At 45.4% G+C, this 22,924-nt stretch carries 21 protein-coding genes; 6 read left to right on the forward strand and 15 right to left on the reverse strand.

Going from position 1 to position 22,924, the window contains the following annotated elements; translation table 11 throughout:
* Positions 1 to 14 precede the first annotated feature (14 nt).
* The 4 genes from MHI54_RS06605 to MHI54_RS06620 are packed head-to-tail and all read right to left on the reverse strand — an operon-like array spanning position 15 to position 4,586.
* Positions 15 to 653, reverse strand: a complete 639-nt coding sequence (locus MHI54_RS06605; protein WP_095216755.1) for a lysozyme family protein — start codon at positions 651 to 653, stop codon at positions 15 to 17.
* Entirely contained in the window at positions 637 to 3,252 is a 2,616-nt protein-coding gene (locus MHI54_RS06610) for a YfhO family protein (RefSeq protein ID WP_340082692.1), read from the reverse strand. The genes MHI54_RS06605 and MHI54_RS06610 overlap by 17 nt, the downstream gene beginning before the upstream one ends.
* Positions 3,242 to 3,646 (reverse strand): GtrA family protein, encoded by a 405-nt coding sequence (locus MHI54_RS06615; RefSeq protein WP_095216757.1) that lies wholly within the window; start codon positions 3,644 to 3,646, stop codon positions 3,242 to 3,244. Before MHI54_RS06615 ends, MHI54_RS06610 begins: the two co-directional genes overlap by 11 nt.
* A complete protein-coding gene (locus tag MHI54_RS06620; protein ID WP_095216758.1) occupies positions 3,624 to 4,586 on the reverse strand; it encodes a glycosyltransferase family 2 protein in 963 nt (320 codons plus the stop codon). The genes MHI54_RS06615 and MHI54_RS06620 overlap by 23 nt, the downstream gene beginning before the upstream one ends.
* Before the next feature lie 200 nt (positions 4,587 to 4,786).
* Between MHI54_RS06620 and MHI54_RS06625 the strand changes: the two genes are divergently transcribed.
* Positions 4,787 to 5,017: an HAD hydrolase family protein gene (locus tag MHI54_RS06625; protein ID WP_340082693.1), complete on the forward strand. Its 231-nt coding sequence runs from the start codon at positions 4,787 to 4,789 to the stop codon at positions 5,015 to 5,017.
* Positions 5,018 to 5,089: 72 nt separating this feature from the next.
* Here MHI54_RS06625 and MHI54_RS06630 read toward each other — a convergent pair whose 3' ends face one another.
* Together MHI54_RS06630 and MHI54_RS06635 are read right to left on the reverse strand one after the other, a co-directional pair.
* A complete protein-coding gene (locus MHI54_RS06630; protein WP_095216760.1) occupies positions 5,090 to 6,091 on the reverse strand; it encodes an NAD(P)/FAD-dependent oxidoreductase in 1,002 nt (333 codons plus the stop codon).
* 440 nt (positions 6,092 to 6,531) lie between these two features.
* On the reverse strand, positions 6,532 to 7,002 hold the full coding sequence (locus MHI54_RS06635) for a nucleoside deaminase (protein ID WP_340082694.1): 471 nt from the start codon (positions 7,000 to 7,002) through the stop codon (positions 6,532 to 6,534).
* 178 nt (positions 7,003 to 7,180) lie between these two features.
* On the opposite strand from MHI54_RS06635, the gene MHI54_RS06640 reads away from it, so the two are divergent.
* Both MHI54_RS06640 and MHI54_RS06645 read left to right on the forward strand, forming a co-directional pair.
* Positions 7,181 to 7,516, forward strand: coding sequence for a helix-turn-helix domain-containing protein (locus MHI54_RS06640; protein ID WP_095216762.1), 336 nt, complete (start codon positions 7,181 to 7,183; stop codon positions 7,514 to 7,516).
* A 146-nt stretch (positions 7,517 to 7,662) separates the two neighbouring features.
* The gene (locus MHI54_RS06645) at positions 7,663 to 7,965 is read left to right on the forward strand and encodes a hypothetical protein (protein ID WP_095216763.1); all 303 of its coding nucleotides are present in this window, start codon (positions 7,663 to 7,665) and stop codon (positions 7,963 to 7,965) included.
* A 219-nt stretch (positions 7,966 to 8,184) separates the two neighbouring features.
* Here the strand turns inward: MHI54_RS06645 and MHI54_RS06650 are convergent, their stop codons facing one another.
* Entirely contained in the window at positions 8,185 to 9,546 is a 1,362-nt protein-coding gene (locus MHI54_RS06650) for an FAD-linked oxidase C-terminal domain-containing protein (protein ID WP_095216764.1), read from the reverse strand.
* A gap of 349 nt (positions 9,547 to 9,895) precedes the next feature.
* Here MHI54_RS06650 and MHI54_RS06655 point away from each other — a divergent pair, with 349 nt between their 5' ends.
* Entirely contained in the window at positions 9,896 to 11,587 is a 1,692-nt protein-coding gene (locus tag MHI54_RS06655; RefSeq protein ID WP_095216765.1) for an NAD-dependent malic enzyme, read from the forward strand.
* Positions 11,588 to 11,692: 105 nt separating this feature from the next.
* Positions 11,693 to 12,658, forward strand: a complete 966-nt coding sequence (locus tag MHI54_RS06660; RefSeq protein WP_340082696.1) for an AEC family transporter — start codon at positions 11,693 to 11,695, stop codon at positions 12,656 to 12,658.
* Between the two features lie 42 nt (positions 12,659 to 12,700).
* Here the strand turns inward: MHI54_RS06660 and MHI54_RS06665 are convergent, their stop codons facing one another.
* The 6 genes from MHI54_RS06665 to MHI54_RS06690 all read right to left on the reverse strand — a co-directional run bounded on the left by MHI54_RS06665 (position 12,701) and on the right by MHI54_RS06690 (position 19,743).
* The gene (locus MHI54_RS06665) at positions 12,701 to 12,847 is read right to left on the reverse strand and encodes a hypothetical protein (RefSeq protein WP_158221569.1); all 147 of its coding nucleotides are present in this window, start codon (positions 12,845 to 12,847) and stop codon (positions 12,701 to 12,703) included.
* Positions 12,848 to 13,011: 164 nt separating this feature from the next.
* Positions 13,012 to 13,611 carry a nitroreductase family protein gene (locus tag MHI54_RS06670; RefSeq protein WP_095216767.1) on the reverse strand — a complete coding sequence of 200 codons (600 nt, stop codon included), beginning with the start codon at positions 13,609 to 13,611 and terminating at the stop codon, positions 13,012 to 13,014.
* 163 nt (positions 13,612 to 13,774) lie between these two features.
* Complete coding sequence (locus MHI54_RS06675; RefSeq protein WP_095216768.1) at positions 13,775 to 15,337, reverse strand: AbgT family transporter; 1,563 nt, start codon at positions 15,335 to 15,337, stop codon at positions 13,775 to 13,777.
* A 22-nt stretch (positions 15,338 to 15,359) separates the two neighbouring features.
* Positions 15,360 to 16,799 (reverse strand): M20 family metallopeptidase, encoded by a 1,440-nt coding sequence (locus tag MHI54_RS06680; protein ID WP_340082697.1) that lies wholly within the window; start codon positions 16,797 to 16,799, stop codon positions 15,360 to 15,362.
* A 220-nt stretch (positions 16,800 to 17,019) separates the two neighbouring features.
* Positions 17,020 to 18,735 carry an ABC transporter ATP-binding protein gene (locus MHI54_RS06685; RefSeq protein WP_095216770.1) on the reverse strand — a complete coding sequence of 572 codons (1,716 nt, stop codon included), beginning with the start codon at positions 18,733 to 18,735 and terminating at the stop codon, positions 17,020 to 17,022.
* 123 nt (positions 18,736 to 18,858) lie between these two features.
* Complete coding sequence (locus tag MHI54_RS06690; RefSeq protein WP_095216791.1) at positions 18,859 to 19,743, reverse strand: Cof-type HAD-IIB family hydrolase; 885 nt, start codon at positions 19,741 to 19,743, stop codon at positions 18,859 to 18,861.
* 186 nt (positions 19,744 to 19,929) lie between these two features.
* Between MHI54_RS06690 and MHI54_RS06695 the strand changes: the two genes are divergently transcribed.
* Positions 19,930 to 21,273, forward strand: coding sequence for a sugar porter family MFS transporter (locus MHI54_RS06695; RefSeq protein WP_095216771.1), 1,344 nt, complete (start codon positions 19,930 to 19,932; stop codon positions 21,271 to 21,273).
* Positions 21,274 to 21,306: 33 nt separating this feature from the next.
* Here MHI54_RS06695 and MHI54_RS06700 read toward each other — a convergent pair whose 3' ends face one another.
* Both MHI54_RS06700 and MHI54_RS06705 read right to left on the reverse strand, forming a co-directional pair.
* Positions 21,307 to 22,011 carry an ABC transporter permease gene (locus tag MHI54_RS06700; protein ID WP_340082699.1) on the reverse strand — a complete coding sequence of 235 codons (705 nt, stop codon included), beginning with the start codon at positions 22,009 to 22,011 and terminating at the stop codon, positions 21,307 to 21,309.
* Complete coding sequence (locus MHI54_RS06705) at positions 22,008 to 22,853, reverse strand: ABC transporter ATP-binding protein (protein WP_095216773.1); 846 nt, start codon at positions 22,851 to 22,853, stop codon at positions 22,008 to 22,010. The genes MHI54_RS06700 and MHI54_RS06705 overlap by 4 nt, the downstream gene beginning before the upstream one ends.
* Positions 22,854 to 22,924: the final 71 nt, after the last annotated feature.

The following is a 22,924-nucleotide window of genomic DNA, read 5'->3' on the forward strand; positions in this document are numbered from 1 at the left end:
TCGGGGGTCATTTTTTATTTATAAGCAGCCTCTGCTGCCGGCAAGTAACTATAGACGGCTTTTACATAATGAATATCTCCGTAACATGCATCCAATTCCTCCGATTCCGGACGTATACAGCGATAATCTTCCGGATTGTCGAGCTTTGCATATTGTTCTTGAGAAAATTGAATTGCCAGCTCTTCACTGAATACCCCGCCATTCTCATTGACAAAACCAATGAATCCCGGACCGAAATTATAAGCCTGGATCGCAACATCCTGTTCTCCATTTGCTTTCTTCAGCATATCAAGGAAGTGGTCGATACCATAGGCGATGGACTCTTCTGGATCCTGTATACAGCCCGGCTCTCCACACTTGCTTTCAGAAGCTTGCATCGGGTCGTCTCCCCTGCCGCCCGACTCCTGCATCATGATGGAGAGCACAAGCGGCGCCAGCGATTCCTGACCTGCTCCGGCTAATTCCTGCTCGATTGTATCCCGATAAGCTAATACATCCTCGGAAAGCATCCTCCCCTCTTTCTGCTCCCTGCCGCTGTTGTCCACCACGACAGACAGGAAAAACAGAAAAAAGAATAAGCCCAAACCGAATAAAAGCACTGTACCGAAAGCATATAAAAGTGATTGCTTTTTCCTGTTACGCTTCTTTTTCACCCTTCTCACCCGCCATATGACGTTTTCGCAGAAGCCATCCCCATCCCAGTGAAAGAAGGAGGCTTCCCAGACAGAGAACAATCAGTATATTCCAAAACGGCGGTCTGTATGTGAAGACTATATGGTTTTCCCCATCCTGGAGCTTCACTCCCAGAAACGCATAATCAGCCTTCAGGAGTTCCTGCTTCTCGCCATTCACCGATACTTGCCAGCCCTTTTCGTATGGCACAGGTATTTTCAAATAGTCCTCACCATTCTGCTGATTATCGTAGTCTACTATCACCTGGTTATTATGGATCAAAAATGGTATCTCCTCAGCTTCCGCTGCAGTCTCTTCAAGTTTTTGGTAGTCTTCATGCTGCAGCTGAAAGTCTTTGATGGTATAATTCCCCTTCGGCAGTCTTATCCGAATCGTATCAGCTGCCTTGACCCGAATGGTCAAGTCATCGACTTTCGTACGGTAAATCGATTGCTGGGATTTCCGGTCTGTTTTGAACTCATTGACTGCCAAATCATATAATGGCGCACTCGGATCATTATTCTTCAGGTAGAAGCTGATGTAATAATCCCCTGTCTGTGGCAATCCTTCATCGAGCCGCAGATCGAGACCGCCTTCCTCTTCATCCACCTGGAGCTGTCCATCCTGGTAAGTGCCTCCTGCAGCCTCCACCGTCACCTGATCCATCAGATCCGGAAGTGAATCTGCATCTTCACTCGATTCACCATCAGCGAGGACGATCCCATCAAGCATTGCATGCTCCCGCTCCAGCGGTGTATGACTTTCCAGATCCTTCTCCTGGAACACATCATCAGAAACCTTCGCAAATGGTAGCATATTGTCATTCCGATAAACGACATAATTGCTGCTGGCCATGTACGGCTCAAATCCGTAAGGCGCATCAATCGGTTCCTGTTTATCGTACATGATGTATTTCCCATTCAGCAAACCGTACAGATTCGCTCTGTTTCCAAAGCCTGAATAGCGGCTCACGCTTTCTCGTTTCATATCAATATTCAGGTCATAATAATAGAAAAACAGCAGTTCCTTATTCAAAATGCTCGAATAGATACTGACACCCGGAAAACTTTGAACCAAATTCGTATTATTCCGATTATCCGTCTTCCATTCGAGTCTGGTAAAGGTCCCATCCGATTCGAGTACATCCTGAATCAATTCCTGCTGTTCGCTGCTGGCATACTTGTCACTTTTCAGGAATTGGAGCGTGGAATCCTCCACATTGCCAGCACCGGACAGCTGCTTTTCCTGATGGGCATTGATAAGGGGAATGTAAGTCGCAAAGACAACAATAAGACAAAGTCCCAGCATCCATGCTTTCCTTTTGAACGTATAAATAAGGAAAGCAGCCATTACCAGCGCAACACCCCTCCAGACGTACCTCGCCCAGTCGTCCTCCCAATCCAGCGTCACATCATGGCGCAGATGGAGGCCGTACAATAGCACCGCAAGTCCAATCGCCAATAGCAGATGCGCTTTCCTCACCTTAGGCAAAAGTGTCAGACCGACAGCAATGGTTCCGGCAATGACAAACATGGACAAATATTCGAAACGATATTGCGGAGCGGAGAAGCCATTGAAAATGCTCGCGATACGGGGGCTTCCCTGGAAGAAAATGAACAAGATGCTCAGCAGCGCAAACAATCGGAATAGCTTGTTCCTATAGAATCCTGCCACACATACAAGGATGACAAATAAAGCAGGCACAAGCAGCGTCCTGCTCGTGAACAGGATATTATCCTCATTCCCATAAAACGGAATCGGGTCGTCAAAAGCCGGCCGGTAATTATTCAAAAATGCATAGACAGACGGTATGAATGAAATCGAACCGATTCCGAAACCAAGCAGTAAAGCAGGAATGAAATAGAGCAGCTGAGACCTGATTGGCAGCTCATCCTCTGATAGCTTGATAACCCAGCGAGCTATGACATAGATTCCGATAAAAATGAAGTTTATGTATGAAAAGTAGAAATTATCGAAAACGGATATCGCCACAGCAGCAATGAACCAATAAGGTTTCCGTTCCCTGATGATTTTTTCCACCCCCAGCACAAGCAGCGGCAGCCACAAAAAGGCATTGGAGAAAAACTCCCAATATACGACATGCCGGAAATAGATGGCGCTGCCCGCATAAAAACACGCCCCGGCAAATGCCGGCAGAAACGGTATGCGAATATACCGGAAGACTGCAACTGCAAGCAAAAGCGCTGTTGTAAGACGGATGATGCTGACAGGCAGGATGGCTTTCGCCCAGGTAATGACATCCGGATTTCCGATGACATTGGCAATATCGAGAACCTTTATCACAAGCATTGTCAGCAGATACACGATGCTTGTAGAAAAATAATAAGCCAGCTGACTGTATATGCCCCCTCCGAGTCCGAAAGAGAACGAATAGAAAAGGTTCCCCTGTGTATATTGCTCATACAAGTGCTGCTTGAACGGCAGCATCTGCGCCATTCCATCATTCGGTCCGAGCATGATGCGGCCATCCAAGTATTCCCTGATGAAATGCATATGTACCAAAATAGCAAATGTGAGCGCTGCTGAAACAAGCAGCACCACTTTCCACCTACGCTTCATTTGTCACATCCTCACGTCCACTCTTCATGATTTTACTGGTGATGACAAACGTGATCGGCACAGTGAAGAAAACAGCTGCGATTGGTGCCACTGTACCATTCCAGCCGAAGCCCTCGATGAAAATGTATACGAGGACGGAAGACACTGTGATATTGACAGCCTGCGTCAGCGGAAACTGGAAGAATTTCCGCCAGGTCGGTCTTACACCGTACGTAAAGTAACTATTCAAGAAAAATGAAAAAACCATGCTGATGATGATCCCGATCCAATGGGATACAAGATAATGCACATCCGCCAGCTGATAAAAGAGCAAGTATACCAGATAATAACAGATTGTGTTCAGCACACCGACAATGATAAAACGAGTGAATTCAAGCTTCCATATTTTTTTCATAATGTTTCCTAGCCTCGATATTTGTATCTTTTACTAAGTAATGCGGTCTCCGTTTGGTTTCATTGTAGATCCGGCCGATATATTCCCCGATGACACCCAGGCTGACCAACTGCACTCCGCCCAGGAACAGGATGGCAGTGATCAAAGTGAAATAACCCGGTGTGACGACTCCGCGGACCAGCACTTCCACGAATGTATAAAGGATGTATGCCAGTGATAGGAATAACACGATGAAGCCGGCATACAAGCAGGCACGCAATGGTTTTGTGTTGAAGGATACGATACCATCTATGCCATAATCGAGCAATTTTCCAAACGACCATTTTGATTTACCGTTTTGGCGGCAGACATTATCGTAATAGACTGTTTTCTGTTCGAACCCGATCCAGGAAAATAAACCTTTCGAAAACCTATTGCCCTCACTCAGGATCAATAAGGCGTCGATAGCCCTGCGGCTAAGCAAACGGAAATCACCGACTCCATTTTGGATCCGGACATCAATGAATCGGTTGATGATTTTATAGTACATCGTCGAAATAACTTTACGCGGGAAGCTTTCCCCTTTTCTGTTTCTCCGGGCGATCACTTGATCATACCCCTCTTCAAATCCGGCCAACAACTCATGCAGCAGGGAAACAGGATGCTGTAAATCAGCATCGATGACGACCGCACAATCCCCTTGGGCATGCTGAAATCCGGCCAATATCGCCGCCTCTTTTCCAAAATTCCTTGTGAATGACAAATACCGCACATTATAATGCATATCCGCTAACTCTTTCAGTTCCAATAGCGTGGTGTCAGAACTGCCATCATCCACATAGATCACTTCATAATCATAGGATGAATATTGTAATTCCTTGGCAAGTTCATCATAAAAAACCTTTACATTTTCCGCTTCATTAAACGAAGGCACAATTACGGATAGTAATCTCCCAGCCATTCTTTTCCCTCCATTTAGGTATAAACCATTCTCTATGTATTGTTAAAATTGTGAGCGGCTTGACTCCTTATTATACTTCACTACCCTTAATTCGTCAGTTTACATCCTGTTCAAAAGAGGAAATATGTGTAAAAGATAAGTAAAAAAGCTGCCGAAGATGCGTAAATTAGCAGCAATAGACCTGGATGGAACTTATCTCCATGCTGCATGCTGATGCTGTTAAAAAATCACAGCAAAAAAGGGGCTGGAATCATCGGCAGCAAAGCATCGAGGGAAAATGCACTGAAAAACCCGCAAAGAAATTAGACTTTAGTAAAGGCGAGATCATTGCCGTCGGCGACAGCATGAATGATCGGATCGTGCTTGAGACCGCAGGGACAAAGGTCGTTCTGGGCAATGCAGCTGAAGAAGTGAAACAGCATTGCGATTAGACGACCAACACCAATGAAAAAGACGGCGCTGCCAGTATGCTCGAATGGGAAACACAAAAATAGAGGCTGATTTCAGCCTCTATTTTTGTGGTATTCGATTGTACTATATACTTGCGCGCTAGCTGATGGATCCAGATACAGCTTCGCACTATTGACTGCAGTGATCGCCTCAGCGAACCCTGTCGCAATCAGCATATTCTTATTGGGATACTGAACAGCGTCCCCGGCTGCATAGATACCTGGCACATTGGTCGCCATCGCTCGATCAACGATGACTTTATTCTTGTCCGTCTCGATTCCCCAGCTGGCAAACGGTGTTTGCGTCAGATTGACATTTTCATAATAAAGCAGGGCGTCCGTTTCATGCATCATCTGTAAACCTTCCTGATCCACCAGCAATGTATGCAATCCTCCGCTGTTCCCAATCAGCTTGGTCACTTTATGATTGTACTTGACCTGTATCGAGGTTTCCTCCAACGCTTCGATCACATGAGGAGGAGTATATAGGAAATAATCCTGCTGATTAAGTAATGTTACTTCCTTCGCTGTCTTCTCTAGTGCCATCGCCCAGTCAATGCCGGTCCTATTCATTGCATAGACAGTGACGCGCATATCACGGAATCGCTCAGCCGACTTCAAATAATAATGAAGATTCTTTCCTTCATAAAGCGGCGCCTCCGCAAGCCGCAGCGGTTTCATCTGATAAGTTCCCATTCCGCAGGCAAGGATGATTGTCCGAGCCATATACAGCTTGCCGGCAGTCGTTCCCACTTCAAAAATATCGTTTTGCTGTTTTCTCACCTGTTCGACAAATTCTCCACTCACGACTTCAGGCTCTGCCGATCTGCTTTGCTCAAGCAATTTGCCGACCATCTCCTCTCCCGTCGCGACCGGGTATGCACCTACATCATAAATTTGCTTTTCCGGATAAAACTGCGCCACTTTCCCGCCAAAATCCGATGAAGCTTCGATCAATAATGTCGTCATCCTCCGCAGCTTTGTATAAAAGGATGTATAGAGACCGGTTGTGCCTCCTCCTATGATGATCACATCGTATATAAAATCATTTCGCAATTGGCTATCCTCCCTGCTGCTTGATTTCCATGATAATTCCTCTGATAGAGGGTTACTTTTTCACACTCACACACAATGTATCCAAGCCTATTTTACTGTAAAAAAACTTAAAAGTTATTCACAAAGTATTTTGCCGGGTCGGATACTGTCACCCTTGCTGCATGCTTCCTATTCATTGCAGCTCCCTCAAGCTATATCGCAATTGAATACGCGCCCAGCAGGTTAAACTGCGCGACAGCAAGATACAAATACGGCTTTAGACTCAACTTCGGCGAATCAAAAGCCAGCCGATTACAATATATCGCAAATCATGACGAGTTGACGAATATACCGGATCGCCGCTGCTTCGAACAGCAGTTTTTCACTATTCGACAAAAGCTTACAAGTGAGCGTGCTCCACAAAAAAAGAAGACGCCTCCTGCATAACAGGGTCGCCTTCTTTAATATTCTGCTCTATCTTCCTTCTCCATCCAGGCCTTCATCGGATCTGATGTTTCCTTGTCACGGAGCTGCACCGTATGAATCTTCCGCTTCTCATATGGTTTCCCGATTTCCTGATAAATGAAATCATCATCAAAACCGATTGCAGCAGCATCCTTTTTCGTATAAGCGAAATACAACGCCTTTGGGCGAGCCCAATAAATTGCTCCCAAACACATTGGGCATGGTTCACAGCTGGAATAAATGATGCAATCCTTCAATTCGAAATGCCCAAGATTGCTCGTTGCATCGCGTATGGCCTGTATTTCGGCATGGGCGGTCGGATCATGAAGACTCGTGACCAAGTTCGTTCCTTGTCCGATGATTTCCCCATCCCGGACGATGATAGCACCAAATGGTCCTCCTTTACCGCTATTTACGTTCTCAACAGCAAGCTTACAAGCATAATCTATGTAATGATGATGATCCACTTTCATCTCCTCCTACAGCATACTTACTTTCAGTATAGAATTTTTCATAATTTTTAGCCAGTAAGTCTGGATAGAATGCCGCAGAATCAGGAACAATAAACTTGTTACTTTTCGTAACCTCATATATAATGAAACATAAAAGATTAAGTAAACAGCGCTTTTGAAGAGGTGATGATAGATGAAATCCGCAGAATTATGCCCACGCTTTGAATCAGGAATGGAGCTTCTCAGCAAACGTTGGACTGGGCTTATCATTTTCCGCCTCTTAGAAGGATCACAGCGATTCTCTGAATTGGAATCTTCCCTGCCGATCAGCGGCCGTTTGCTCTCTGAGCGTCTCAAAGAGCTGGAAGCAGCGGGTATCGCAACAAGAACAGTATATCCGGACACACCTGTCCGTATTGAATATGAACTGACAGAAAAAGGTCATGCATTGCGCCCTGTGATTACTTCTATAAGAGAATGGGCGGAAAAATGGGTTACATTGGATGAAAGCGCTCCAACAAAACACTAATTTTTTTAACAGCCTGTCCCAGACATAGGACAGGTTTTTTTGTGTGATTTTATTCCGAATTGTGAAAATATTACTAAAAATCATTTACATTTTTTCTTAACGGGTATATACTTAAGAGATCATACTGGATAGGAGGTGGGGAGGAAATGCAACGTAAAGCTGCTCTTTTGTTTATTGGCCTTGTATTGTCGATCACATTGCAAGTAATGGTGCTGCATCCGATGTTTCATTTAGGGACAAATGACATCCAACCACAGCACGTCGTCATCCATAAGGCCGATTTACCGGATGATGAAAAACATTGGTTTCCGATCATAACACAAACAGCAGTCCTGACTTTTCTGCCATTGCTGCTTGTCCCGATTATGTTACAAGCACGTATGCTGCAGACCAAGCAGGCAGTCCGGCATTTCCTGCTGGCCGTCTTCTATCAATCGAGTTATCGCTGAATAGTCCTCCTTTTGCTTTAGGTTGTTTTAGCAATCCAAAGGAGGGGACGAAAATGTTTGTGGCAAGAGCGATCATGGTCATAGCACTTTCTGTTAGCGCACTATCCATCCTTGCATACCAAGGTATTGAATTTGTGCATGCGATTTCAGACCTATTCAGCAAAAAAGGATAATAGAAAAAGAGCGTATTCTTGAGGGGGAATACGCTCTTTTTCTATATTAATCGATTAACTTGCCGGGATTCATGATTGCACGCGGATCGATCGCCTGCTTTATCGTGCGCATCAAATCGTACGCTGCCCCATGTTCCTTTGATTGATATCGCTTCTTGCCTACTCCTACCCCATGCTCGCCTGTACAGGTTCCATCATGCGCCAGCGCATAGTCCACAATCTCTTCATGAAGCTGTTTCGCTGCAGCCACTTCACTCGCATCCGCAAAATCCGCCATTGCGATGATATGGAAATTCCCGTCACCCACATGTCCTACAATACCAGCTTCCAAGCCGCTTTCATCCACTGCCCGTCTTGCATGGAGGATTGCCCCGGCAAGCTCGGATATAGGCAAGCATACATCCGTGACAAGCATTTGTTTAGTCGGCGCTCCTTGTATGTAGTAATAAGCAAGATTATGTCTTGCATCCCATAATCTCTCCTGAGCACCCATGTCTGTCTCGGCAAGGAATTCTACTACCTCAAAAGGCTTTAATAGCTCCTCCATCCGTTTAAGCTGATGCTGGAGATGCTCAGTTTCCCCGTTCAATTCGAAGAAAATCGTCGGCTGTTCGATATAGGCTGTCTTGGCGAAATGGTTGACGTGCGCTACAGAGGGTGCATCCACGAATTCAATCCGCGCCAAATCCAGCCCAGCGGTACGAAGTCTTACGACAGCCGTGACTGCTTCTTCAAAATCACGGAAGACTGCACGTGCAGCCACTGTCGCCTCCGGTATCGGATACACACGGAGTGTAAGCTCCGTAATGATGCCAAGGGTGCCTTCCGAACCGGTAAATATCCCCGTAAGATGTAATCCTGAAGAAGATTTCAGCGCTTTTGAACCTGTATGGATGATTTCCCCGCTTGGCAATACTACCTCCATATCCAGTATATTATCCCGCATTGTGCCGTATTTCACTGTATACGAGCCGCTCGCATTCGTTCCAGCCATTCCCCCAAGCGTCGCTTCCGCCCCGGGATCGACACTGAAGAATAATCCATGCTTCTTCAGGGCATCATTCAATTGGAACTGCGTCAGCCCTGCTCCGACGACAACGTAACCGTCTTTATCTCCAATGGCCTTCAGATCATTCATCAAACCAAGGTCCAGGGAGATTCCTCCGTCATAAGGAATTGCATGTCCCTCCAAGCTGGAGCCTTTCCCAAAAGGAGTGACAGGAATCCCATATTCGTTGGCAAAAGAAAGGATCGCGCTGACCTCTTCCGTGTTTTGAGGGAAGACAACAGCATCGGGATCTGCCGCAGGGTGATAGGATGCATCATGATTATGCTGACCGATGACTGCAGCCGCTGTCGATATCCTCCCTGGATTCACAATCTTACTCAGTTCTTTCACAATGTCCATACCTAGCTGCACCTTCTTTCCATATATAAATAAGCTTAACATGAAGGCTGCGAATTAAAAAGCAGAATAGTTAGAATAAACAAACGCATTATAAAAAAACGTTCATGTATATTTTTCTAAGTAAAAAAAACAATAAAAAAGTAAAAATCAAATTTATTTCACATCTGTAAAATACTTTGATGCCGCGGTTTTCCGGAACGCCAATCAGTATGTGAAATATCACACAAACTCGATAAATGCAATAGTTATTTTAAATACTTTGTTAAAATTGATTAACAATTGATTAGTGATAGAATTATTTATGGCAGTTACAAAAGGTAAGTAATCATTCGAAAAGGTGGAATCTGATATGAACACATATCGCAATAATGAAGATGGATCCATTTCCACTTCTCTAAGAGGTAAGAACTTAATTTCAAATCCTTTTCTAAATAAAGGTGTCGCTTTTACAAAAGAAGAACGGGCAGAGCTTGGTCTTGAAGGCGTATTGCCAGCGACCGTATTGACATTGGATGAGCAAGTGAAGCGTGCTTACGAACAGTTCAATGCACAGCCTAACAACTTGCTGAAAAACAATACATTGAACCAGCTTTACAATCGTAACGTGGTTCTTTACTATCGTCTTTTGACTGATCATCTAAGCGAAATGCTTCCTGTCGTTTATACTCCGACTGTAGGACAAGCCATCCAGGAATACAGCCATGAGTACACACGCCCAGGCGGTGTTTATCTTGATATCAACAATCCGGACGGCATCGAGCAAGCATACGAAAATAATTTGCTTAATTCAGATGAAATCGACTTGATCGTAGTCACTGACTCCGAAAGCATCCTTGGAATCGGCGACTGGGGTGTCGGCGGCCTGAATATCTCCATCGGTAAATTGGCTGTATACACAGCAGCTGCTGGCATCGACCCTAACCGTGTACTTCCAGTCGTAATCGATGCTGGTACAGATAATGAAAAATTGCTTAACGATCCGCTTTATGTCGGTAACCGCCATAAACGTGTACGCGGCGAGCAATATGATCAATTCATCGATGCTTTCATCAGCAAAACAGTAGCGAAATTCCCTAACGTACTTCTACACTGGGAAGACTTCGGCAACCGTAACGCTCGCAACATCATTGATAAGTATGGCGACAAGATCCTTACTTTCAACGATGATATCCAAGGAACTGGCGCCATTACACTTGCAGCTGTGATGAGTGCTTGCAAAGTAGCTGGCACACCAATCAGCGAGCAGCGCGTCGTTGTATTTGGTCCTGGTTCTGCAGGTATCGGTAACGCAGACCAAATCGCTGCTGCCATGGTACTTGATGGCATCTCCAAAGAAGACGCATTGAAAAACTTCTGGGCTATCGACCAACGCGGTCTTTTGACTGATGACATGGATGGCATTGCTGATTTCCAGAAACCATACCTTCGTTCTGCTGATGAAGTAAAAGACTGGAATAGAGAAGATGGCATCATCGGACTAGCTGAAGTCATCCGCCAAGTGAAACCGACTATTTTGATTGGTACTTCCGGTCAAGCTGGTGCATTCAGTGCCGAAATCATCAAAGAAATGGCAAAACACGTAGAGCGTCCAGTCATCATGCCTATGTCCAATCCGACTCCGCTTGCTGAAGCAATTCCGAAAGACTTGCTTGAGTGGACTGACGGTAAAGCATTGATCGCAACAGGAAGCCCGTTCGACCCTGTTGAATACAAAGGTACGACTTACCACATCGGTCAAGCGAACAACGCCTTTGCTTTCCCTGGTCTTGGACTTGGCTCCATTGCTGTAAAAGCAAGCCGCATCACTGATTCCATGTTTGCCGCTGCAGCCAATGCAATCGCGGACATGGTTGAAAGCAATGTACAAGGCGGTTCCTTGCTTCCAGCAATCGACGAACTTCAACCTGTTTCAACCGCTGTTGCAGAAGCAGTTGCCAAAGCTGCAATCGAAGACGGCGTATCTGATGCAAAACCTGAAGAAATCAAAGACCTTATTGCTAAATCTGTATGGAAACCAGAATACAAAACCATCAGAGGCTAAGATTTTAAAGAATTTCTCATGGTGCAGGTGACTCCTTCATAAGGAGGCACCTGTATTAATTTTGACAATTCGAGCAAGATAACTACTGTAGGGAGTGGAATGAACATGAGTTTTGGTGAAATTTTCATCATTCTAATACCGATCTTCTTCGTAATCCTTCTTGGATTCATCGCAGGGAATCGGGGCATATTCAACAAAGAAACATCCAAAGGGATCAACACACTTGTAACAAAAATCGCATTGCCAGCACACTTATTCGTCGGGATCACAACTACTTCCCGTGAAACGATTTTCGATAAAGCTTCTTTCCTTGGAGCATTGATCATCGGTGTTATCGGATTCTTCATCGTTGTACTTCTTGTCACTAAATGGACTACTAAATACGATTTCGTACAATCAACGATGCTTTCCTTGAACTCGACTCAGCCAACGTTCGCCTTCATGGGTATCCCGGTTTTGGGAAGTCTGTTTGGCGCCGAAGCAATCGCTATTCCAATTGCTTTGATGGGTATCATCGTTAACGCATTACTTGATCCACTGTCCACCATCCTTGGTACAGTAGGTGAACGTAACCGCGGTACAGGATCAGATGAAAAACAAGAAAGCTTGTTCAAAGTAACAATGAAATCCATCCTGCATGGTCTCAGCGAGCCGCTTGCTTGTGTACCTATCATCGGTTTGCTTCTTGTGCTTATCTTTAACTTCCATCTGCCTGAATTAGGCGAAAAATCACTAGATCAAATCGGTGATGTCGTATCCGGTGTTGCATTGTTTGCAGTCGGTGTCACAATCGGTATCAATAGAATCAAACTAAGCTTCTCTGCATTCTCGATCGCAATCCTGAAAGCAGTCGTTCAGCCGCTTGCTATGATTGTCATCGCGCTTGCACTTGGTTTGAAACATGATGATCTTGTAATGGCAGTATTGCTTGTATCCTTCCCAGGTTCCGCGGTTGCATCCATGATCGCAATTCGCTTCAAAAGCTTGGAAACAGAGGTTGCTTCCGCTTTCGTAATCAGTGCCATTATGTCCATCATCACCTTGCCGTTCCTGATCACGGCGATAATGTAAAAATAAAAGGAGTATCCCCTGATAGAGGGGATGCTCCTTTTTTTATTTGACGGCAGGAAGGTCATCTGATTTCGACATTTCGTCTCGCAAGTAATCCATGTATCGTTCCAGAGTGGTCAGAATTTCATCTCGTTCATCATCCGACAAGTCACCGGCATGCTGCAACTTTTTATATGGATATGCACTCACTTTACTTCCTTCCTTTCATTATAAGTTGATTATATTTATAACTACTGTATACCCCGCTCCCAAGGCAAGAAACATATGTAATACAAATGTAACGGAATTTTCAAATAATTATATCTAAACAAAGCGCTATTGTCCACTTCAGACAATAGCGCTTTGTTTTCGTCTTATTTAATGATCCTTACACGCTCTTCCAATGGTTTGAATTCTTTATCACCAGCTGGCATTGTCGGTTTACCGAATGGCATCTGTCCACGAAGCTTCCAGTTGGATGGGATATCCCACTCTTTTTGAATCGCTTCATCAACCAATGGGTTATAATGCTGCAGGCTCGCGCCAAGTCCTTCCATTTCCAGCGCAGTCCAGACAACAAGCTGATGCATACCAGAGGTCTGTTCAGACCAAATCGGGAAGTTGTCTGCATAGAGTGCGAATTGCTCCTGCAAACCTTTTACAACCGTCTCATCTTCGAAGAATAGCACTGTGCCATATCCATTGCGGAATGATGCGATTTTCTCTTCTGTTGGTGCAAAGTTGTCAGCCGGCACGACTGCACGAAGCTGTTCTTCTGTTATATCCCAGAAACGGTCATGCTTGTCTCCAAGAAGTACGATGGCACGTGTGCTTTGGGAGTTGAACGCAGATGGCGTGTATTTAACTGCAAACTCCACAATCTCCTGAATACGCTCATCAGAAATAGGAGACTCCTTAGCTAATCCATAAATGGATCGTCTGTTTTCTAATGCCTTGAAAAAATCCTGAGTCATTACTTATCCCTCCAAAAAATTGTATTACCGTTAGATAGCTTACCCTTTTTGATAACCAACCATTAGTTACCTATGATAATGGGGTTACTTTCAGTAATTAATTTAACCCATTCCAAAGAATCCGTCAATAAAAAAGCGCTGCAAACAAGCAGCGCCCGACTTCCTATAAATGAATATCGACACCAGGACCAACCTGCAGTCCAAGCAAACTCCAAATAACGAACATAATGATCCATGCAGCCAAGATGATGACCGCAAATGGCAGCATGAGCGACATCAGCGTACCTAGACCAGCCCGTTTATCATACCGTTTCATGAAGCCAAGCAGCATGACCACATAAGGGCTCATCGGGGATAAAATATTGAAAGCCGAGTCCCCGATACGGAAGGCTACCTGCGTATAAGCGGGGTCATATCCCAACTGGTAAAACATCGGTACGAATACTGGCGCAAGCAGCGCCCACAGCGCGGAACCGCTTGTGATGAACAGATTGACGATGGCACTGATCAGCGTGAAGCCGACCATAGCCCCTACACCTGTCACATTCATATTCTCCAAAGCCACACTGCCATTGACAGCAATAATCGTACTGATATTCGTCCATTCAAAGTATGCAATGAATTGAGCAGCTGCAAATACCAGGACGATGAATCCGGACATCTCCTTCATTGCAATGCCCATCTTTTCCGGAATGTCCGAAACCTTCTTCAATGTACCAGTAGTAAATCCATAGGATACCGCCAGGATGATGAAGAGGATCAAAATCAAAGGAACGATATTACTCAAAAACGGTGATGGGATGACTGTCCCCTCTTCTCCGCGCAGGATACCGTTGGAAGGGACGATAAGCAAAGAAACCAGAATGACATAAATCCCCGCAGCAATCAATGCATTCCGGACACCGCGTTTCTGCTCCGGCCGCAATTTTTCAATCTGTGCATTGAGTATGCCTTTGTCGGCAAAGGCAGGATCATAATCACCAAGCCGAGGTTCGATCAATTTCTTGGAAACGAACGCTACGACGAAAACGAGCATGATGGTAGATGCAGCCATGAAATACCAGTTATCTAGCGGGGAAACTGCCCGCGCATCACTATACTGTCCTTGGATGACTTCCGTGGAAATGCCTGACAGCAAGACATCTGTTCCCGCTATCAAGAAATTCGCTGTAAAACCAGCAGATACAGCGACGAACGATGTCAGCAGTCCCGCAATCGGATGCTTGCCGATGGAATAATAGATCATTGCGGCAAGCGGCGGTATGATTACCATTGCAGCATCCGAAGCAATGTTTCCCAAAACACCGGTAAAGATGATCATATATGTAACAAGACTCTTCGGGATATTCATCACCATCCCGCGCATGACCACTTCAAAGAATCCGACGTGCTGCGCAAGCCCGATACCGAACATCATGACCAGCACAAGACCTAACGGGGCAAACCCAGTGAAGTTTTCAAGCATAGAGGATAAAGCAAATGTCAATCCCTCTGTCGATATCATGTTGTTAACTTCCACAACCTCATTTTCCGGTGTGGTGACGGATACGCCAAGCATGCTCATGATCCAGGAAACAATGGCGATGATTACTGCCAGGTAAATGAAAAGCATGAATGGATCAGGCAGCTTGTTCCCAGCCCGCTCTATTGCCGAGAGAAATCTCAGAACCTTCCCCTCTTCCTTTCCAGGCTTTTGCGAGCCGCCATTTCGAACCTGATTTTCCATCTCTTTACCCCCGATCTGTTAGTTAGGTTAATATAGTCGGCTTCACACCATCTGGAATAGGGTTTGTATATCCATTCGGTCCCAGTCGCCTTTGCATTTCAAGCTTTGCAGCTTCCAGCTGCTCTGGCTTTTCGAATAAAGATAGTGCTGTAGCAGCCATCACTTCGCTTGCATACAGCATTCCTTTTTGGGCCAGTGATGTTTTCCCTTGTGATACCACTTGCCATGTATGCAATGGCGTCCCAACAGCGAAGCAGGCCGCATGGAACTGAACAGTTGGTGTGATTCTGCTCACATCGCCCACATCAGTCGAACCATATTGAAAATTCTCCGAATCATGGTATGGAATCGGCCTCGCAAGGATTGGCGAAGCATCCATTTCCTCTTCCCATAATGGTGCATCCTTTCCGATCAGCTGCAGAATCGATCGTTTATCGGAAGCAATATCTTCTTCACTCAAGGTCATCTGAATACCTCTGGCAAAATCAAGCTCCTCCGTTGTATAGTCAGGGACTTTGATACGCTCCACCTGTTCCTGCATGATTTGCTCAAGGACTGTATTGCGGATGAATCCGGAACAAGCTTTATCGAATGTTATCTCCAGCTCGGTTTCTGTCATCAGTGCTGCCCCCCGGGCGATCTTTACGACCCGCTGATAGATGCTCTCCACCTGTTCCGCCTCTGGTGCCCTGACTAAATAAAGGACCTCAGCTTCAGGCTGGACAACATTTGGAGAGACACCGCCTGCATTCGTAATCGCATAATGCAAACGCGCGTCCTGCACAACATGCTCACGGAGGAAGTTAGTGCCGATATTCATCAGTTCGACAGCATCCAGTGCGCTCCTGCCTAAATGAGGCCCTCCTGCTGCGTGTGCACTTTTCCCCTTGAACTTGAAATATACTTGATAATTGGCCAGCGTCTCCGCTCTTTGCACCCCGCTGTGCGTATAAGGATGCCATGTAATGGCTGCATCGGCATCATCGAAAATCCCCTCTTTCGCCATGAAGGTTTTACCTGATCCACCTTCTTCTCCCGGACAGCCGTAATAACGGACAGTTCCTCTCAATCCGTTTTCCTTCATATATTCCTTGACTGCCAATGCAGCTCCAAGCGCACTTGTACCAAGCAGATTATGTCCGCATCCATGACCCGTCCCTCCCGGAACGATTGCTCTTTGTTCAATGACTCCTGCCTCTTGGCTTAAATCCGACAGTGCATCGAATTCCCCCAAAAAGGAAATGACCGGCTTGCCTGCACCGAAATTCGCCACAAAAGCCGTCTCGATTCCCGCAATACCGCGCTGGACTTCAAATCCTTCTTCCTCCAGCACATCCGCAAGGAGAGCAGCAGATTGTTTTTCTTGAAAGCGCAATTCCGCGAACTCCCAAATCCGTTCACTTACCGCGCATAGCTTTTTTGCTTTATCCTTTAAAAGGCCATCGATCGAAATTGTCTCCATTAACTATTCCTCCTTGGTACGCGAATCACATGTTAGCTTTCCTCACCTGTGATGTTACATGTAGATGAGGGAATTCGCAATAGAATATCGTCAAAAAAGTCTAATAATTCAATTTTTATTGTAAGTTATCTTAACATACCTTAAGGAAAACGCTTACATATTCGACAAAAAAACAGGAAGTCTCCTCTTCCTTTTGGAAGAAAACTTCCTGACCTGCACATCAATGAGTGAATTGCGCATCATAAAGACGGCGATATGCACCTTCTTTTTCTAATAGCTCACTATGCTTCCCTTCTTCTGCAATGCCTTGCTTTGTGACCATGATTATCTTATCAGCGTGTTTAATTGTAGCCAGCCGGTGCGCGATGACCAATGTCGTCCGCCCCTCCGACAGCTCATCCAGCGCTTCCTGTATCTTCACTTCCGTCTCTGTATCCAGCGCAGATGTCGCTTCATCCAAAATAAGGATCGGGGGATTTTTCAGGAATACACGCGCAATGGATATACGCTGTTTCTGTCCGCCGGAAATCATCACGCCGCGTTCGCCGATGACGGTATCCAAACCATCCGGCAGTTCTGCAAGGAAATCTGTCAGCTGCGCCCTTTGCGCCGCTTCCTCTATCTCTTCATCCGTTGCATCAAGCTTACCGTAAGCAATATTCTCTTTGATCGTGCCACCGAACAAATAAACATCCTGCTGCACAATCCCGATTTGACCGCGGAGGGAGGCAAGCGTCATCTCATCGTTCGGTATACCGTCGATGGTGATCTGGCCTGCATTCCGTTCATAAAATCGCGGCAGCAAGCTGCATATCGTCGATTTACCGGCTCCTGATGGACCGACAAAAGCGACGGTTTCTCCAGCATTGATGGAAAAACTGATATCTTTCAGGATCGAGCTCCCCTCTTTATATCCGAAAGATACATTCTCATAGCGGATATTCCCGGCCAATGAATCCACATGCTTGGCATCTGGGGCGTCTTTTATATCCGGATCAAGCCGCATGATATCCATATAACGCTGAAAACCAGCAATCCCCTTCGGATACAGCTCAATGATTGCACCGATTTTCTGAATCGGCTGGAAGAATACATTCGTCAGGAGGATAAAGGCTACCAAATCGCCATATGACATCCTGTCCTGGATGATGAACCATGCCCCAGCCACCAACTGGAATACTGCTATGAATCGCATCAACATATAAGTAACGGATAAATTCAATGCCATGATCTTATAGGATAGCAGTTTTGTCAGGCGGTAGCGTTCATTATTGACCTTGAACCGTCCTTCTTCATGCGCTTCATTGGTAAAAGCCTGGACAACACGGATACCGCCGACTGTGTTTTCGATACGGGAACTGAAGTCCGCTGTATCTTCATTCATCCTCCTGGAGGCTTCTGTCATTTTCTTATTACAATAAAGGACAATCCAGAATAAAATCGGTACAACAAGCATTGTCATCAATGCAAGCGGCCAATTGATGAAGAACATGATCAACAGCGCACCAGCAATGGTCATCACCGCTATGAACAAATCTTCCGGTCCATGGTGGGCCATCTCACCGATCATGAATAAATCGTTTGTCAGACGGGAAATCAAATTCCCTACCTTTGTATTATCGAAGAAGCGGAAACTCAATTTCTGCATATGTGTAAACAGCTGCTTCCGCATATCACGTTCAATATTGATACCAAGCTTATGTCCCCAATAGGTTACGATGTATTGCATGACTGTACTCAAGCCATATACGATGAACAGCAGGATACATGCAGTTACGATCCAGCTCCAGTTCTCCGTCGGAAGCAATCGGTCCACCATCATATTTACACCGATCGGAAAACCAAGCTCCAGTATAGCTACAAAGACTGCGCTGCCGAAATCCAGCATGAACAGCCGTTTATACGGTTTATAAAAAGCAAAAAAATCCTTTAACAAGAACCAACACTTCTTTCCAGGAATGATTATCACTCTATTTTACATAAAACAGCCCGACAGCGCATCCATTTATCAGAATTCAGTACACAAAAAAACCGGCGCACCCGTGCACCGGTCTCCCCCTCATACTCCTTCTTCGACTCGCCGGAGCTCTTCTTGCTCCCCGGCAATCAATTTATCCAGGAAGTAAGCAACGCCCAGATCATCGTTTGATTTCGTAACATGCGTGGCAATTTCCATAAGCTCTGTCATCGCATTTTCCATGGCAACACCGTTGCCGGCAACCTCGAACATACTGATATCATTCGGACTGTCCCCAACCGCATAGATATCTTCCTTTTGGATTCCATACTTTTCAGCAAGCATGGTAACGGCATAGCCCTTACCTGAATTACTTGGTAATATCTCCAAAATATGCTCTCCGGAAGAGGTCACTGTGATTTTGGAATTCTGGCTGATTGCCTTATACACTTTAGCGAGATTTTGAAGATCGAAACTGAAGCAAAGGATCTTGAAAATCGTATTTTCATCAGTGAAAATATGATCTATATTCGGTACAAAGCGAATGCCGGATTGCTTGAATTGAGACATGGCACCGATCCAGAGCTGCTCCAGGTTTTCATCCGGATTGGCCGAAACCACCTTATCCAATTCCGCTTTCAGCTTCTCTTCCCCATTATATGGAGACAGCAGCTCCGTTTCTGTATACACTTCAAAATAGATGTCCTGTTCGACAAGGAAATCAGCAATTTCCTTCGCCAATTCTTTCTCAAAGATAATCTTGTTAAGTAATCTATAGCCTGTGTCATGAATCGTGCCGCCATTGGATGCGATGATCGGGATGTCCAAATCATCGCCTACAAGGGATTTTACATCGAATGTCGCACGGCCGGTACTGATGGCTACCAGCATATCGGCATCCACGGCGCGTTTGATGGCCGCTTTATTTTCTTCGGGGATTTGACTCTCGGTATTCAATAATGTTCCATCCAAATCGATCGCGATCATTTTTTTAGCCAAGTAAAATCCTCCTAATAAGATTTTTATGTAGTCATTCCTGCCATTATTAAATTATAATGGTTTATTGTGGGACTTTTCAATCGAGAGCAGATGAAGAGGTTTCATCTTATAACGAAAGAGGAAAAGGCTTACATATTATAACACAATAATCATACAACTCAGGAGGTACAGAATATGCAGAAAAAACAATCAAGCAGCTTATTGTATTTTTTTGGTGCATTAGGCGGCTTGCTTTATGGCTATGATACCGGAGTCATTTCTGGTGCGTTGCTGTATATTGATGAAGATCTCGGCCTTACTTCCTTTACAGAAGGATTAGTCGTCAGTTCCCTTTTGGTCGGCGCCATCATCAGTGCCGCAATCACTGGAAGAGTCACGGATAAAATAGGACGTAAAAAGACGATAATCAGCGCCGGTATCCTGTTCCTTATCGGTGCATTGACTGCTGGATTGGCTGTCAATGTAACGATGATGGTCATTGCCCGTGTCATTCTTGGTTTAGCCGTCGGATGTTCCACTACTATTGTACCACTATATTTATCAGAGCTTGCTCCGAAAGAAAAGCGCGGCTCTCTTGCTTCATTGAATCAGCTGCTGATCACAATCGGTATTTTATCCTCATACCTGGTGAACTACGCTCTATCCGATGCAGGCGCATGGCGCTGGATGCTTGGACTGGCCGTCATTCCCGCAGCGATCCTGATCATCGGCATGATTTTCATGCCAGAAAGTCCGCGTTGGCTTTTAACGACCGGTAAAGAAGATCAAGCACGCGCCATCCTGAAACGTGTGCGCGGTGAGAATGCTTCCATTGATGAAGAGGTTGCCGAAGTCATGAAAACAGAAGAAGAAGACGAAGGCGGTATGAAAGAATTGCTCTCCAGCTGGGTGCGGCCTGCATTGATTGCCGGCGTGGGAATTGCCTTTTTCCAGCAGTTCATCGGCATCAATACAATCATCTATTACACTCCGATAACGTTGGAGAATGCTGGCTTTGGAGATTCCGCCGCCATACTTGGTACTGTCGGCATCGGGGCAGTCAACGTATTGATGACGATCATCGCCATCCGTTTTGTCGACAAGATCAACCGTAAGACTTTGCTTATGGCAGGTAATATCGGTATGGTTGCCAGCTTGATCGTCCTATCCACCGTCAACTTGCTTGCACCTGATTCGACAGCTGCAACATGGGCAATCATCGTTTGCCTCGGCACATTCATCATCTCTTTCTCGACAACCTGGGGACCAGTCGTCTGGATCATGCTGCCGGAACTATTCCCTACCAGCGTCCGCGGAATCGGAACAGGTGTGGCTACCTTCGCTTTGCACGGGGCTAACTTGATTGTTTCCTTGCTATTCCCGATTTTGCTCCGCACAATCGGTATCAGCTCCCTATTCTATATTTTCGCCGTCATCGGTATCCTAGCCTTCCTGTTCGTGAAATTCTTTACTACGGAAACACGCGGGAAGAGCCTGGAACAAATCGAGGAAGATTTGCGCAAACGCAGTGCAGTTTAATCCAAACGAAAAGCCGCCCAGCCTGGGCGGCTTTTACTTCGATAACTTTTTCTTTTTAAATGTAAGGAGGGTTACCGCCAAAGCCGCAATGGTCCATCCCCCAAGCCAAAGGATATCTCCGCGATAGGAGGAGAATGCCTCGCCATTGATCGCTCCCATACAAGCTTCCATTATATAGTTACCAGGCGAATAGCCTAAGATGTCAGCTATCACACTATCCGAAAAATACATCTCAATCATCGGACTGAAACCGAAAAGGAAGCTAAGCGGCAAAATATACATTGACGTTTGTACCAGATTTTCACTTAGTAAGCCAACCAAAGTGCCCATTGCAGCAAAGAAAATTACAGCCAATAGCAAGATGATACAAAATAGGAGCGGACTTTCCATTCGAACGTCTATGATCAGTATAGGTACAACAAAAGTAATGACGGTCAAGATAACCGAGATTATACTTTTTCCGATCATGATCTCAGCGGCTGTTGCAGGTGAAAGCAATAAAACTTGCAGTGTATTCTTCTCTTTCTCTTCCCCAATCAGGACTGCCTGTGCATACATCGTTACAAACGCAACGGCCTCTAAAAAAATAAACGAAAGTGCGAAGTCTTGCTCCCCATCCAGCCGGCTAAAAATCACAGCCAAAAATAGAGGCACGAATAGGACAGATAATATTGTGAAATTCGACTTTATATCGTGGTATTCCTTTACAAGCATGGCGGATAAACGAGCCGTATTCATGCTAATTCCCTCCCTGTCACTTCGATGAATATATCTCCCAGAGTCGGCTGATCGGAGTGAACGGCAGCTACTTCTTCTGCCTGCATATACCTATATAGGCGATCTGCACCGACAGGATCATTTTTGATTATTTCTTTACGTCCATCTTTCAGCTCAAGATGTATGGTGTTTTTTGCATACTTACGCTGAAGCAGACACGGTGCATCCAATTCCCGGATTTGTCCTTCATTCAGGAATGCAACTCGATCACAAAGCTGCGCGGCTTCTTCCATATTATGTGTTGTCAGGAAAATCGTCGTCCCCTCCCGGTTCAAATCCCGCAAAAGGTCATGCATCTTCTGCACATTACCTGGATCCAAAGCCGATGTCGGTTCATCCAGAAAGAGTATTTCCGGCTTGTGCAGGACAGCCCGGGCAAGCAGTACACGCTGCTTCATTCCTTTGGACAGTTTTTTTACTTGCTTTTTCTTATCATTTGCCAATCCCACCAGGTGCAGTACCTGTTCCACTCTTCCTGCAGCAACATTATAAAGCTTTGCATAGAAATCCAGATTGCGCTGTACAGTCAACCGGTCATACAACCCACTGTTATCCGTCAAGATACCTATCCTTCCTAAATCTGCGTCTTTTATTTTAGCTGCCGGCTTGCCCAAAATAGTAACATCTCCAGCAGTTTGCAGAAGCTGACCTGTAAGGATCTTGACAGTCGTTGTTTTCCCAGATCCACTTGGGCCCAGGAAACCAAAGACCTCCCCTTTTTTCACATTGAATGAGACTTGCTGCAGTGCACGCTGCTGGCCGAAGACCTTGGATAAATCATTTACCTGTAATGCGTACTCCATGTTGCTGCTCCTTTCCGTTTGTAACGGTTGATAATCACAGCTTAACGCCCTTTACGGAAAAACGCTGTAAA

This window comes from Terribacillus sp. FSL K6-0262, from assembly GCF_037977385.1.
Classification (GTDB): domain Bacteria; phylum Bacillota; class Bacilli; order Bacillales; family Amphibacillaceae; genus Terribacillus.

Excerpts from the sequence above, each read along its gene's own strand:
- MHI54_RS06615 (WP_095216757.1), bottom strand. The coding sequence starts at position 3,646 with ATGAAAAAAATATGGAAGCTTGAATTCACTCGTTTTATCATTGTCGGT.
- MHI54_RS06660 (WP_340082696.1), top strand. The coding sequence starts at position 11,693 with ATGAGTTTTGGTGAAATTTTCATCATTCTAATACCGATCTTCTTCGTA.
- MHI54_RS06620 (WP_095216758.1), bottom strand. The coding sequence starts at position 4,586 with ATGGCTGGGAGATTACTATCCGTAATTGTGCCTTCGTTTAATGAAGCG.
- MHI54_RS06675 (WP_095216768.1), bottom strand. The coding sequence starts at position 15,337 with ATGGAAAATCAGGTTCGAAATGGCGGCTCGCAAAAGCCTGGAAAGGAA.
- MHI54_RS06655 (WP_095216765.1), top strand. The coding sequence starts at position 9,896 with ATGAACACATATCGCAATAATGAAGATGGATCCATTTCCACTTCTCTA.
- MHI54_RS06680 (WP_340082697.1), bottom strand. The coding sequence starts at position 16,799 with ATGGAGACAATTTCGATCGATGGCCTTTTAAAGGATAAAGCAAAAAAG.
- MHI54_RS06625 (WP_340082693.1), top strand. The coding sequence starts at position 4,787 with ATGCTGCATGCTGATGCTGTTAAAAAATCACAGCAAAAAAGGGGCTGG.
- MHI54_RS06695 (WP_095216771.1), top strand. The coding sequence starts at position 19,930 with ATGCAGAAAAAACAATCAAGCAGCTTATTGTATTTTTTTGGTGCATTA.
- MHI54_RS06700 (WP_340082699.1), bottom strand. The coding sequence starts at position 22,011 with ATGAATACGGCTCGTTTATCCGCCATGCTTGTAAAGGAATACCACGAT.
- MHI54_RS06690 (WP_095216791.1), bottom strand. The coding sequence starts at position 19,743 with ATGATCGCGATCGATTTGGATGGAACATTATTGAATACCGAGAGTCAA.
- MHI54_RS06650 (WP_095216764.1), bottom strand. The coding sequence starts at position 9,546 with ATGGACATTGTGAAAGAACTGAGTAAGATTGTGAATCCAGGGAGGATA.
- MHI54_RS06610 (WP_340082692.1), bottom strand. The coding sequence starts at position 3,252 with ATGAAGCGTAGGTGGAAAGTGGTGCTGCTTGTTTCAGCAGCGCTCACA.
- MHI54_RS06645 (WP_095216763.1), top strand. The coding sequence starts at position 7,663 with ATGCAACGTAAAGCTGCTCTTTTGTTTATTGGCCTTGTATTGTCGATC.
- MHI54_RS06640 (WP_095216762.1), top strand. The coding sequence starts at position 7,181 with ATGAAATCCGCAGAATTATGCCCACGCTTTGAATCAGGAATGGAGCTT.
- MHI54_RS06670 (WP_095216767.1), bottom strand. The coding sequence starts at position 13,611 with ATGACTCAGGATTTTTTCAAGGCATTAGAAAACAGACGATCCATTTAT.
- MHI54_RS06705 (WP_095216773.1), bottom strand. The coding sequence starts at position 22,853 with ATGGAGTACGCATTACAGGTAAATGATTTATCCAAGGTCTTCGGCCAG.